Source organism: Leptospira bourretii, from assembly GCF_004770145.1.
GTDB lineage: Bacteria > Spirochaetota > Leptospiria > Leptospirales > Leptospiraceae > Leptospira_A > Leptospira_A bourretii.
In genome coordinates, this window is the sequence record NZ_RQFW01000012.1 from 159,678 (window position 1) to 172,234 (window position 12,557).

Annotated in this window: 13 protein-coding genes; 8 read left to right on the plus strand and 5 right to left on the minus strand. The window is 37.6% G+C overall.

Features of this window, described 5'->3' with window-relative positions:
- Positions 1-17: 17 nt before the first annotated feature.
- Both EHQ47_RS08125 and EHQ47_RS08130 read right to left on the minus strand, forming a co-directional pair.
- Positions 18-1,625, minus strand: coding sequence for a GMC family oxidoreductase N-terminal domain-containing protein (locus EHQ47_RS08125; protein ID WP_135776941.1), 1,608 nt, complete (start codon positions 1,623-1,625; stop codon positions 18-20).
- 12 nt (positions 1,626-1,637) lie between these two features.
- Positions 1,638-2,144: a hypothetical protein gene (locus EHQ47_RS08130; RefSeq protein ID WP_208721789.1), complete on the minus strand. Its 507-nt coding sequence runs from the start codon at positions 2,142-2,144 to the stop codon at positions 1,638-1,640.
- Between EHQ47_RS08130 and EHQ47_RS08135 the strand changes: the two genes are divergently transcribed.
- The 4 genes from EHQ47_RS08135 to EHQ47_RS08150 are packed head-to-tail and all read left to right on the plus strand — an operon-like array spanning position 2,086 to position 6,854.
- The gene (locus EHQ47_RS08135) at positions 2,086-3,510 is read left to right on the plus strand and encodes a peptidoglycan recognition protein family protein (protein WP_135776942.1); all 1,425 of its coding nucleotides are present in this window, start codon (positions 2,086-2,088) and stop codon (positions 3,508-3,510) included. The genes EHQ47_RS08130 and EHQ47_RS08135 overlap by 59 nt on opposite strands.
- 15 nt (positions 3,511-3,525) lie before the next feature.
- Positions 3,526-6,168 (plus strand): aminopeptidase N, encoded by a 2,643-nt coding sequence (gene pepN / locus EHQ47_RS08140; RefSeq protein ID WP_135776943.1) that lies wholly within the window; start codon positions 3,526-3,528, stop codon positions 6,166-6,168.
- 9 nt (positions 6,169-6,177) lie between these two features.
- On the plus strand, positions 6,178-6,501 hold the full coding sequence (locus EHQ47_RS08145; protein ID WP_135746922.1) for a TRL-like family protein: 324 nt from the start codon (positions 6,178-6,180) through the stop codon (positions 6,499-6,501).
- Positions 6,498-6,854, plus strand: a complete 357-nt coding sequence (locus tag EHQ47_RS08150; protein ID WP_135776944.1) for a TRL domain-containing protein — start codon at positions 6,498-6,500, stop codon at positions 6,852-6,854. Before EHQ47_RS08145 ends, EHQ47_RS08150 begins: the two co-directional genes overlap by 4 nt.
- Here EHQ47_RS08150 and EHQ47_RS08155 read toward each other — a convergent pair.
- The gene (locus EHQ47_RS08155; protein ID WP_135776945.1) at positions 6,851-7,804 is read right to left on the minus strand and encodes a glycerophosphodiester phosphodiesterase; all 954 of its coding nucleotides are present in this window, start codon (positions 7,802-7,804) and stop codon (positions 6,851-6,853) included. The genes EHQ47_RS08150 and EHQ47_RS08155 overlap by 4 nt on opposite strands.
- Before the next feature lie 387 nt (positions 7,805-8,191).
- Here EHQ47_RS08155 and EHQ47_RS08160 point away from each other — a divergent pair, with 387 nt between their 5' ends.
- Positions 8,192-8,680, plus strand: a complete 489-nt coding sequence (locus tag EHQ47_RS08160; RefSeq protein WP_135746925.1) for a helix-turn-helix domain-containing protein — start codon at positions 8,192-8,194, stop codon at positions 8,678-8,680.
- 56 nt (positions 8,681-8,736) lie between these two features.
- Here EHQ47_RS08160 and fliG read toward each other — a convergent pair whose 3' ends face one another.
- Positions 8,737-9,750, minus strand: a complete 1,014-nt coding sequence (fliG, locus tag EHQ47_RS08165; protein WP_004785217.1) for a flagellar motor switch protein FliG — start codon at positions 9,748-9,750, stop codon at positions 8,737-8,739.
- A gap of 167 nt (positions 9,751-9,917) precedes the next feature.
- Between fliG and EHQ47_RS08170 the strand changes: the two genes are divergently transcribed.
- The 3 genes from EHQ47_RS08170 to EHQ47_RS08180 all read left to right on the plus strand — a co-directional run bounded on the left by EHQ47_RS08170 (position 9,918) and on the right by EHQ47_RS08180 (position 11,835).
- Positions 9,918-10,493, plus strand: coding sequence for a TetR/AcrR family transcriptional regulator (locus tag EHQ47_RS08170; protein ID WP_135746926.1), 576 nt, complete (start codon positions 9,918-9,920; stop codon positions 10,491-10,493).
- Between the two features lie 21 nt (positions 10,494-10,514).
- Positions 10,515-11,483 (plus strand): MBL fold metallo-hydrolase, encoded by a 969-nt coding sequence (locus EHQ47_RS08175; protein WP_135776946.1) that lies wholly within the window; start codon positions 10,515-10,517, stop codon positions 11,481-11,483.
- Positions 11,484-11,550: 67 nt separating this feature from the next.
- Complete coding sequence (locus EHQ47_RS08180; RefSeq protein WP_135776947.1) at positions 11,551-11,835, plus strand: hypothetical protein; 285 nt, start codon at positions 11,551-11,553, stop codon at positions 11,833-11,835.
- 82 nt (positions 11,836-11,917) lie between these two features.
- Here EHQ47_RS08180 and EHQ47_RS08185 read toward each other — a convergent pair whose 3' ends face one another.
- Positions 11,918-12,505 carry a hypothetical protein gene (locus tag EHQ47_RS08185; RefSeq protein ID WP_135746929.1) on the minus strand — a complete coding sequence of 196 codons (588 nt, stop codon included), beginning with the start codon at positions 12,503-12,505 and terminating at the stop codon, positions 11,918-11,920.
- Between the last annotated feature and the right edge of the window lie 52 nt (positions 12,506-12,557).

Sequence of the window (12,557 nt, forward strand, 5' to 3'; positions counted from 1 at the left end):
GGATTTTTGGAAAAAAGTTAGACCTTCGTTCTTTCTTCTTTTTGCGAAGCCAAATTTCTTGAGGCTCTGAGAACGATACTCATGGTCGTTATTTGTGGGTTCACCGAAAGTCCTGTAGGATAAACTGAGGCATCCATGACAAATATGTTTTTATGACCATAAATTTCCAAATTTAAATCAACTGCACCCTTTTCCGGATCGTTTGCGGACTGGATGGACCCATGCGGGTGCGCCGAACCGACGGTTAGATCCCCAGGTTTTGTACTTTCTTTCAAAATCCAATCAAAGTTGTCGTTTCCTGTTACCTTGTACGGTTCTGTGAATCTGGTAAAAGGAAAAATTAATTCTTTGGCACCAGCTGCCACAGTTACTTCCGCAAGCGCTTTCAGTCCACGTAACATATTGAGGCCGTCTGTTGGTGTTAGCTCAAAATATACTTTTCGTCTTCCCAAACTATACTTCACACTTGCATTGGCTTCCCCATCTGCACCGTCTCGAACAAGGACAATCCCAGCATTGTAATTCGTAAAATCTTTCATTACATCAAACTGTTGTTTGCCGTAAAAAGGAACGAGTGAAGATGCCAAAGTGGGACGGTAAGGAGCTGCTTCCAACCAATAACCGTAACCAGTTCCATTTTGGTTGTGACCATCTTTGATCACAATGGATTGTGGCGGACCATGGAACATTTTGATTTCTGAGTCAAATTTTCCAAAGATGGTAGATGTGGGATGGACTTTTAAATTTCGGCCTACCCAACCATTTCCAATCCCACTCCTTTGTAAAAGAGCAGGGCCTTCGATCGCACCGGCACTGACAATCACAACTGGTGCTTTGATTTCCATGATTTGAATGACTTCTTTGGGAGCCGCTTCGTAAGCATCAGGTGTAAACTCTGCAATTACAGTTTTAATTTTGCCTTCTTTGATTTTTGCTGCACGCATGTTCGAAACAACAATGGCACCAGCTTCAATAGCATCCGGAATCCAAGTTAAAAATGCAGATTGTTTTGCATTGATCGGGCAACCCAAACCACAACGGCCAAGTCCAATACAACCACGATTGTTATTACGAAGTACCTGCGGAGTGAGTCCCACTTTTTTTCCACCCACACGTAACACATTATTGTTCGCATTAACTAAGTTATCTGGTACTTCATGTACTCCCAATCTTTCGTGTACTTCTGAAACATAAGAATCCATTTCTTCTCTTGAGTAACCTTGCCATCCAAAACGTTCACTCCATTCATTGGTTACATAGTCAGGTGGATATAATGAAGTTTGCCAATTGACGGTTGTAGACCCACCAATGGACTTACCCTGTAAAATTGATAAAGTTTGTTCTTCTGTTACAATGAATCCAGCATCCCGATACAGTCTTGCTTGCGAAATGAATTCATCGGAATTGAATTGTGCAGGTGTGAAATAACTTCCTTCTTCAATTAATACAACTTTCCATCCATTTTTTGCAAGTTCACTCGCTGCAACGGCACCTCCAGCTCCGGACCCAATGACCACAACATCTGCAGTCAGTTCCCATTTTCCATTTTGGATTTTGTTTTCTTGGATGATATTTGAATGATTTTTTGGAGTGATAATTTTTTGGTTAAAAATTGGAATTCCCATTGATTGTCCGCCTTAATGGATATAACCGACAAATTTTTGGTATTCTTTGTCAGAACTTAAAAGGAAAAATGAAATTTGTCTAAGGATCGCATAAACCCCACGTTTGAGACCGAGGGAGGAATGTTTCCATTCTTGTAATCGTTTGATCCTTTCTTCCATAGGAAGTTTCACAATTGGAGTAAAAGAAAAGTCAAGAGCCATTGCCGCTAAAATGGAAGATGGAACGCTAGCTAACAACTGTATGACGCTTTCTGTCTCAATGGGATAAGGATGTCCGTATACATAATTATCCAAAGCAAGACCCAAGTCAAAATTCGGAATGGGGTTGTCGCTTAGGAAGACTTCTTGCAAGCTACGAAAACTATGGTATTGTTCTGGAGAAATTCCCCGGAGAGTGGGTGTGTTCACTCCAGGCCCACAATTCACTCCATGAATCGAAACTGCGGTTAGGGCAAAACATTTGAGAGAAAATTTTAAGAAACGATTTCGCGATAGAATAAAGGGTGTATACGGCTCCAAGTCTCTTTTCCTTGCTTTGATTTTGAACCCATTGTGTCAGAATCTTGTAAAATTATCACTCATTTTCCTTATTTCCACCGGATGTATTGGTATTTTTCGAAAGGTACCGGACTATCCATCCATTCGTATCAAAGGTTTGGTGTCTTATAACGAACTTGAGTCGACAAGGAATGTAAAATGGAACTTACTTTCTAAAGTTAGAGACCCTAAATCAATTACTGCCATTGTCTTACACAATTCTGGAAAACGAAAGTTACCTGAACTACTAAGACTTTCTGTTGAAAATCAATTTATGTTTCACATCTATGTGGACTCTGATGGAAACATCTATGGTGACCCTAACTTTTTAAATCATGAATGGTCTACGGCTCCAGGAATTGATTTAGAATCCATACATCTAGTCTACGAAGGGACACAAGAAACTCTTTATAATAACCGAAAACAACGTGGAGTTTTGAATCAGATCATATCTTATCTGACAGATGAATTAAACATCCCCAAATCCAATTACGATGTTATATCAAAAAAAGGAGTTTTCACCCATAACCAAACCAAACGAAGGTTTGGTGGATTTGTGGATTTTTCTCCTTGCGGAAGTGAACTTGCTCTCAAACAAATCCTTTCTGAAATTGATGGTAAATTTTTTGAAGAAGATGATTGGAAAGATCGTTTTGTCACAGGTTGGGTCTTAAAAAAAGAAAACAAAGAAATACTAAAAGAAACTTTTAAACCCACCAACGGACGAGGAATCACAAAAGCAGAAAAAATCAACATTGCCAGTTTAGAAAAAGATGAAAAGGGATTCCCTCCTGAAGAATATCGCGTTAAATACACTTTCCGTGGAAAAATCAAACCGAGTTGTGTTGTTTTACATTACACTGCTATTTCTGAATATTTTAAATCCTTACGTACTTTAGAAGCAAGAAACCTAACCGCATCCATAATGGTGGACAACAATGGTAAGGCTTATCAATTAGTCGATGTTTTGGAAGACCGAGCTGCCGCTGCAACCGGGACAAATGACAATTGCATTCAAATCGAAATTGTTGCGAAAGATACGGATGAACTATTCAAACAACCAGACCAAATCAAAACTGTAAAGGATCTTGTCATCCAATTGACTACCAAATACAAAATTCCCCTTTCAAATGAAAAATTAGAAGATTTAACGGGAGTTTTTAGCCATACACAAGCCAAGAAAAAATGGGGTGGCTCCATTTTCTTAAACGCAAAAGACTTTGATCCAGGCGAAGAGTATATGGAAATGATTTTAAATTCGGTTGGTGGCAAATACTATAGTGAACCAGAATGGAAAAATCGAAAGTCTATTGATTGGGCAATTTTATTTCGTAACTTTCAACCTTAACGAGACGGAGCTTCTATGAAACAAATCCTACAAACACTTTTTATACTTTCAATTGTTTTGACTTTAGATTGCCGCCTCAAAAAACCGGTCTACCACCTAACACAATCTGAAGCCGAAACTAGATTTGAAATCATTGAAAATATCAAATACGAATTGGATGTCCATCTAACCCCAAAAGATAGTTTTGAAGGAAAGGTCAAAATCTATTTTTTTGGAAAAAAACTCCGAGACCTTCGATTGGACTATTACCAAGGAAAAATCAAAAGTATCGTTTTGAACGAAGAAGATCTGACCAACCTTCCTTACGAAAATGGCCATATCCAACTGCCAGCAAACAATTTGATGATTGGAAACAACACACTCACTGTTGAATTTGAAACTCCTTATGCAAAAACGGGAAACGGCTTACATAAATTCACAGACCCAGATGATAAAGAAGTGTATTTGTATTCTCAGTTCGAAGCTTTCCATGCGAACAAAATGTTCCCTTGTTTTGACCAACCCGATTTAAAAGCTACGTTCAAACTAAATGCGACAGTTCCTAAAAATTGGAAGGTAATTTCCACAACTCTTCCGAATGGACAAACCAAAGGAACCAACCTAGAAGAAATTTCGTTTTCTTTCCCAGAATCCGCAAAAATTTCAACTTATGTTTTTTCTCTCCATGCAGGCCCTTACCAAGTTTGGGAAGATAACTTTGAATCCATTCCTCTCAGATTATTTGTTAGAAAGTCATTAGCCAAGTATGTAGATCCAAAAGATTGGTTTACCTTTACCAAAGAAGGATTTGCTTTTTTTAATTCTTATTTTGGAATCCCATATCCGTTTTTAAAATATGATCAGATCATTGTTCCTGAGTTTAATTTTGGAGCTATGGAAAATGTAGGAGCCGTTACTTTTTCAGAACGTTTTGTATCTCGTGCCCCAATGACAAGATCCCAAAGAGAAAATCTCTCGGATGTAGTTTTACATGAAATGGCACATATGTGGTTTGGAAATTTGGTCACGATGCGTTGGTGGAACGGATTATGGTTGAATGAAAGTTTTGCAACTTATATGGCGAGTTTAGCCCAAGCCAAAAATTCCGAATTCAAAGAAACTTGGATTAGTTTTTTTGAAAAAATGAAACAATGGGCTTATGATGAAGACAGTTTTGTCACAAACCATCCTGTAGAAGCAAAAGTTTCTGACACCGAAGAGGCTTTCACACAATTTGATGGAATCACTTATGGAAAGGGTGCATCTGTTCTCAAACAACTTGTTTATTTTATCGGAGAGGAAGCCTTTCAACGAGGGGTTCAAAATTACCTAAGAAAGTATTCTTACTCAAATTCTACACTCACTGACTTTTTAAAGGAGTTGGAATTTGCCAGTGGTTTCCCAATGAAGAAATGGTCCAAAGATTGGTTAGAAACCAAAGGAACCAACCAAGTGGAATTAACCACCATTTGTGCCGAGAACCAATTCTATTGGAAAATTGTACAATCAGCTCCAGGTTTAGAAAATAAACTCCGTGACCACAAAACCATTTTAGGGCTTTATTTTTTTGATAAATCCAACAAACAACTATCCTTTGAAGAAGTTCCTGTGGTGTATTCAGGCCGTTCCACAAACGCAATTTTTCCAGTAAAAACCTGTCCCAATTATACTTTTATCAATGCAGAAGACCATGATTTTTCCATTTGGAAATGGACAGAATCAAACAAAGAAAGTTTAGAATACGTTTTAGAATTTGACACAGACCCAATGAGAAAACTCATCTTGTGGACTGATTACTTTAGACAAGTGCAACTAGCAAATATTACATTTGATGAATTTAAAGATACTGCGATTCGTTTGTATTCTTCTGAAACTGATATCAAAATCAAACGTTGGATTTTATCTAGGGTTGCGGGTGATAACGGTTCAACTTATTTCACTAGTCGTTTTTGGTTTCCAGAGGAAAAACGAATTCGTGATTTGAACTCTTTACAAACATTTATTTGGGATGAACTTCTAAAAGCAAAACCGGGAAGTGATGAACAAAGATATCTGTTTGTATCGCTTGTTGATTCAACTTATACGGCCAATGCAAAAAAAAGATTGTATGACTTTTTGGAAAACAAACTCTCTGTCAGCGGCTTAAAAATCGACCAAGACTTACGATGGAATCTTATTGTAAAACTTAGTTCTCTAGAAACGGAAAGAACTCAAATCCAAAATATCATTGATCGTGAAAAAAAAGCAGATCCTTCTAGCAGAGGAGTTAATTCAAGTTTAGCGGCAGAAGGGGCCGAACCCAATCGTTCTGTAAAAGAAAAATGGATCCAAATTTTACTCAATCCTAAGTCGAGTCAGTATTCCTCCTCTACTCTTCGAGTGGTTTCCTATTCTCTCTTTCCTGAACATCAAAAAGATATTCAATTAACATTCTTAGATACTTATTTGGATGCTTTGGACAAGTTTAACAACGGAGAAGATGAAAACTATTTGGATGCCTTTGCCAAAAGTTTGGCACCTGATTTTTGTACGGACGAAACACTTCTCATCCTTAAAAAGTTTACTGGAAACCATCCTCGTCTCCCGGCTCCGGTCAAAAAAACTCTTTTAAAACAAATTGATTCAGAAAAAAAATGTATCGAAATGAAAAACAAACATAAAGATCTAATCGCCAACTAAGGTATTTCATTGAATCGAACTTTCTATTTTTTTATTCCATTTCTGATTCTTTTCAGTTTGTTTTTTGGAAACTGCGCTTCCCCCGGGTTTGGACCAAGGGGGCTTTTATATACCAAAACAAAAATTGGAATTTTTGGAACCGGAGAATTTTCTAAAAGAAGGGCTACCTCTTGCGTACACTCTGTACTCGGACTAATTTCTTTTGGAGATGCTTCTTTAGAGTTTTTAAAATCTAGATCCAAAATTCAAAATGTTACCGAAACCAATTGGACTACCTTTGCCATTTTGGGAATGTATGCGAACCTTTGTGTAGAGATTTCCGGTAACGAATGAAGATAAGTTCCAAATCAAAAAAGAAAACATTTGTATCCGCAATCTTCTCGATTTTATTCGCTCTTGGGATCAGTCATTGTGCCAATTTAGGACAACCCCAAGGACTAGGTCCTACCGGTCTTCTCTATGCATCCTATTCCTTAGGTTTATCAGAACGGAACTTACCTAAACTTCCTTTAAAAAAAGGAAAGTCTTGTGTGAAACGATATGGATTCTTTTTTACTAGCGGAAATGCAAGTATTGGCTCTGCAGCTAACACTTCTGGAATTGTGGAGATCTATCGAATTGAGAAAGAGGCAACAAATTACCTCTCTCTTTATTCTTCACTCTGTACTATCGTTTGGGGAATTTAAGGTTTTGGACGAACAACTGAATCCAATATATCTGGATAATCAGAAATAATTCCATCCACACCACAGGAAACTAGTCGTTTCATTTCCTTCTCTGTATTCACGGTCCAAGGAATCACTAACATTCCTTTGTCATGCGACTCTTTTACAAACTTTGGTGTGACATACAAAAAATAAGGGGAAATGATATCAGCTTGTTTGTCTTTTGCAGCAGACAAAATTGTTTCTCTATACCCATTTCCAAATCCAATCGTCATCAAAAAACCTTGGAAGTAAGTAGGAACAAACAAAGCACTGGTTTTGATTTTTGCATTTTTTGATTTAGAAAAAGTTAAAGTACGAAGGTCAAAAGATTGGATGGTGGAACGTTCCACTACTTTATACTTTTCAATGATTTGAATCAGTTTTTCTGTATGTTCTTTCACTAAACTATCTGGTGCAGAACCATCATCAGGAAATTTGGTTTCGATATTAAATTCATAAACCTCTTTTGATTTTTTTTCAGCAAGTATTACCTTTTCAAAAAATTCTTCTAAAGAAAGCAGTTTGGTTCCAGGAACAGGTATTTGTTTCGGAAAGTTTGGATTTTTTTTGGAACCACAATCGTAAGATTGTAATTCAGCCAATGTTAATTCATAAAGAGATGTTTTTTTTATCTCAGTACCATTGGCATTTTGACAAATGATTGGATTTGTATCGGAATCATGATGAATGACAATACGTTTGTCTTTGGTAAGAACGGTATCCAATTCCAAAGTGACCATCTTGTATTTGATTGCCTCTTCAAAAGCAGGCCAAGTATTTTCTGGTTTGAGTCCTCTTGCACCACGGTGCCCTTGCAAATCAATTGTTTTACGCAAACGATTCGGCGTTTCTAGAGTGGCACAGTTAGTAAAATAAAGTGTAAAACAAACTAAGATTAAACAAATTCTAATCAATTGGATTTTCTTCATCAATGGGTTTCCTTTCAAACGAATTCCATCCTAGACATTCATTGTGATTAGAAAGAAATTTTTAAGACCAAATCTAAAAATAAAACAATTCATTGCATCTGAATCAGGGAAATATCGGTGGTCCTGAGGTTTCCAGATCACAAAATACGGAAAAAAAGAGAAATCAAAGGGTAGAAATAAGAAAAGGCTGGAAAAAACGAGCACACCACCTAGGCTAACCCCGGTGGCGGACTCCAGAAAGGAAATTTAGCGTAACTGAAGCCTAGCGCTACTTTCCTTTCCTAAGTCAATCGAATCCATGCGAATCTTAATCTCCCAAACCGTTCAAAACGTTTTTGGAGTCATTTCAGACCGTTTATAACGGTAATTTTGAATTTTTTTTAAAACATGGAAAAAGTTAATCATTTCAGAAACTACCGAGAAAAACGAAAGCTGACACGAGTTGAATTATCAGAAAAATTGAATATTCCTCGTTCGGCATTAGAACTTTTAGAATCAGATGATTGGATCCGGTCCAAGTTTGATTATGTCGTTTTGGTAGCTAAAGAACTTGGACTCTCTCTGATTGATCTCATCAAACAAGAATTCGATTATGATTTGGAAAAAGAATTTTTTAACGAAGAAGAATTCGAAGAAATCGTAGCTCGTTATGCCAACGCAAGGGTCACATTAATTTTATCTGAACTCAAACTATTCTGTCGAAATGCCAAAGTTCGTTTGGATGATTTTGATATCACAGAACTTTCCTTCTCGATAGGAAACTTGCACAAACTCATCACTCTAAACCAAAAATTAGAAAGAAATGAATTAACTTCCAAAGAAGCACTCGCTGAATTTCCACCTAAATGGGGAAAATTCAGCAATCGAATCAAATAGAATTCATAAATTCTAATTTTCTAAATCACTTCTTTAGCGAAAAAACAACTTGTGACTTAGACCACAAGTTCGTCTTCTCCCGCACGAGCCACAACGATCTCGCCCGCTTCTTCCAGTTTACGGATGATGTTTACAATTTTTTGCTGCGCATCTTCCACGTCTTTCAAACGAACTGGACCCATAAAGTCCATATCTTCTCGGAGTAGGTTTGCCGCACGTTTCGACATGTTTTTAAAGATTTTATCTTGTACTTCAGAATCCACAGATTTTAGCGCTTTCGCCAAATCGGTGTTATCGACTTCACGCATTACCTTTTGGATCGCACGGTCATCAAGCAAAACGATATCTTCGAATACGAACATACGTTTTTTGATTTCTTCGGCAAGTTCTGGATCTTCTTCTTCCAGGGCTTCAATGATGGTTTTTTCTGTTCCCCGGTCTACCAAGTTCAAAATTTCAACCACAGAATCAATACCCCCAGCAGAGGTATAATCCTCAGAAGCAAGAGTGGAGAGTTTACGCTCTAACACCCGTTCTACTTCGCGGAGAACGTCCGGTGATACACGGTCCATCGTTGCAATCCGTTTTGCCACTTCCGCTTGGATTTGGTGCGGTAAGTTCGAAAGGATATTAGATGCCTTTTGTGGGTCTAAATAAGAAAGAATGAGGGCAATGGTCTGCGGATGTTCCCCCTGGATAAAGTTGAGGAGGTGGGCCGGGTCCGTTCTACGAATGAAGTCAAAGGGCCTTACTTGTAAGGACGACGTCAACCGGTTGATGATATCAATGGCTTTCTGGTTTCCGAGAGCTTTTTCGAGTAGGCCACGGGCAAAGTCAATACCACCATTGGTGATAAATTCTTGGGCCATCATGAGTTCATTGAACTCTACGAGCACCTTCTCTTTGTCTTCTGGAGTGATTTTATCTAAACGAGCAATTTCGAACGTAATTTGTTCGATCTCGTCTTCTCGGAGATGTTTGAAGATTTCGGAGGCCACTTCGTTTCCAACCGCAACCAAAAAGATGGCGGCCTTTTGTCTTCCTGTAAGCGATGGCTTCTTATTGATCATACTTCGTCCCGAAATCCGTACTACTTAGTTTATCGGCGGAGTCTTAAAAAAACAATGAGATTTATTCTGAGAGAATTTTCCCCTCTTATGCCAATTGTTGCTTCACTTTGGATACCAGGGGAATTTTTTATGTTGACCGGTCTATTATTTTTGAAACCACTGGGATTGTGGGCAAAAAAGGTTTAGAAACCAAACAGAAAATGATCGAGGTCATGTCCGGGCTTTTGGAAGAAACTGGGTATGAAGCAACGGGACTTACGGAACTTGGGAAGGAAACGGGGACACCCAAAGGTTCTCTCTACTTTCATTTCCCAGGTGGAAAAGATGAACTCACAAACCTAGCCCTGCTACATTCTGGAAACCAATTGAATTTGTTTTTCCAATCAGTTCTTAACAATTCAGATTCTCCAAGCCAAGCCATTAAACAGGTGTTTCATGCTTTGGAAACTCGTATTGTTTCTAGCAATTATAAAAAAGGCTGTCCCATTGCCACAACAGCAATGGAAACTTCCGGCTCCGTTCCGATAGTTTCAAATGTCTGTGCAGAAGTATATTCTCTCTGGTTAAAAACATTCGAGAATTATTTAATCGAAGAAGGTTATACAAGTCGATTGGCAAAAAATCTTTCCCTTTCTCTGCTTTCGTTATGGGAAGGCGCATTATTACTCGCAAAACTACAAAAATCACCAGAGCCGTTGCGAGTGGCAGCAAAAACTGCTGAATTACTTTTCAAACAAAACTAATTTTATTTAAGGCAATCAAAAATGAAACTTATATCCAAAACCAAAGTATTGTTAACGCTAAGTTTAGTCTCCGTAAGTATATTTTTTTTATACTTTCTTGGATATCCAAAAGAAACGATTCCATCTTACTCTCCAGAGGAGAATACAAATACTGCTAACATTCCAAAACCAAATGGAAAATCAAATTTGGTATTTTCCATCCTCAAAACGGGAGAAGCTAAAACGTTAGAAGGATTTGTGATTGAAGGTGGATCCGTATTCAAAACTGTCACGGTCGCCCACTCTGCTTTTTACATCCAACATCCCAAAGGGAATTTTTTGTTTGATACCGGACTCGGAACAAAAGTCAAAGAACAGTTCCAAGTATTTCCGTTATATCTAAAACTTTTAATGGATTACAAACCATTCCAAACAGCAAACGAACAATTGGAATCTAATGGAATTGCTCCCACATCCATTCAGGATGTATTTTTTTCTCATCTCCATTGGGACCATGCGAGTGGTTTAAAAGATTTTCCTTTGGCGAATATACATAGCTTACCTGATGAATTGAATCACCCTAAGATAGAATTAGGATATATCCCTTCTCAATTTGATGGAGATTCAATCAAATGGAATCATTTAAAGTTCTCTAATAAACCTTACGCATCTTATGCGAAAAGCATCGACTGGTATGGAGATGGAACGGTTGTTTTTGTTCCCATGAAAGGACATAGTGAAGGTTCTGTAGGTCTATTTTTGCATACTGCCAATGGAGAAGTTTTCTTTCTTACTGGTGATATTGTTTGGCGAAAGGAAGGTTTTACAGAATCAAAACACAAACCAAGAGGGGCTAGATGGATTGTGGATTTTGATACAGCCAGTCTCGGAGAAGAAATCGCAAGAGTTCATCATTTAATCCAAAACAATCCAAAACTACAAATCATCCCAGCACATGATCATGATGTACAATCTGCACTTGGATTTTATCCAGCAGTTGTGGGAAAATAATTACTTTATCAATTGATAGACCGAATGAAATGAATCGAAAAACTCTAGAGAATTTGTATCACTGAATATGAAAATCCTACTTTTTGATTTTTTTCTTTGGTTTCTTTCCTTATCGAGTTTCCTTTTTTATTTCATAAAAAAAGTGAATCTTCTTCTTTTATACGGAATTGTTTTTTTAGTGTTACTTTCTCTTTTCCGATTTGGTTGGATTTTGTGTCTTTTAGTTTACAGAAGGAAAGATAAAATTTCCTTCTATCTCTTTTCGATTCTTTCTTTAGTCATGAATGGAGCGAATCTAATCGTTTTATTTTTTTTATTTCTTTTGGTCTTAGGTTTTACTGGTTGTCACTAGTCTGAGTCGATTCCCAATATAGTTTTTATAACTTTCATTTTTTCCGCAAACGACCAAATCAGATTCCTTCTGGATTCTCAATTTATGATTGTTTCTCTTGGAAAAGTAATGATTTGATTCCGGCTATCGACCGTTCCATCTGTTCGATTTCTTTCCGCAAACGATCCCGATTCTCTTGGATTTCTTCATGATACAAATGAGCTTTCCCGAGCAGTTGGTGGTAGTCGAGAGAAAGTTGATGGAGGGCGGAGTCCCAAGTTTTCGGTTGGATCCGCCTTTTGTTCCAATAGAGTTTTTCTCCAAAACGATACAATATTTGGAAGAGTCCAACCGCATGTACGGGAACAAGAATGTAGAGCGAAGCAAAGATTACCTTTCCATAGGAAACTTCTTTTGAAAACAATCCCCAAAAATAGATCCAAAGTGCAGAAAGTAACAAAATTGCAATGGTAAGGTTGGCCTTTGGAGTTTTGGGAGAAACTGAATTGAAAATGGAAAGGAGGATGACAGAAAAGATCAGTAGAAGGAGAACTTCCCAAGGGACTAAAGTAAAAAACAAATCCCAAAACTTTTGAAAATTCTCCCAACTGGTTTTGATCTGGTTGATGGTAGTTTGGATTTCAAGAATTTGGTTTTGGATTTTTTGAAAGAAGTCTGTGATCGCCGACATGTTGCAAATACTAACCAAAATCAAAAATCGTGCAAGTGGTTTCTTTACCAAA

Coding starts and splice junctions, on each gene's coding strand:
- EHQ47_RS08125 (WP_135776941.1), bottom strand. CDS start 1,625: ATGGGAATTCCAATTTTTAACCAAAAAATTATCACTCCAAAAAATCAT.
- pepN (WP_135776943.1), top strand. CDS start 3,526: ATGAAACAAATCCTACAAACACTTTTTATACTTTCAATTGTTTTGACT.
- EHQ47_RS08150 (WP_135776944.1), top strand. CDS start 6,498: ATGAAGATAAGTTCCAAATCAAAAAAGAAAACATTTGTATCCGCAATC.
- EHQ47_RS08155 (WP_135776945.1), bottom strand. CDS start 7,804: ATGAAGAAAATCCAATTGATTAGAATTTGTTTAATCTTAGTTTGTTTT.
- EHQ47_RS08160 (WP_135746925.1), top strand. CDS start 8,192: ATGGAAAAAGTTAATCATTTCAGAAACTACCGAGAAAAACGAAAGCTG.
- fliG (WP_004785217.1), bottom strand. CDS start 9,750: ATGATCAATAAGAAGCCATCGCTTACAGGAAGACAAAAGGCCGCCATC.
- EHQ47_RS08175 (WP_135776946.1), top strand. CDS start 10,515: ATGAAACTTATATCCAAAACCAAAGTATTGTTAACGCTAAGTTTAGTC.
- EHQ47_RS08180 (WP_135776947.1), top strand. CDS start 11,551: ATGAAAATCCTACTTTTTGATTTTTTTCTTTGGTTTCTTTCCTTATCG.
- EHQ47_RS08185 (WP_135746929.1), bottom strand. CDS start 12,505: ATGTCGGCGATCACAGACTTCTTTCAAAAAATCCAAAACCAAATTCTT.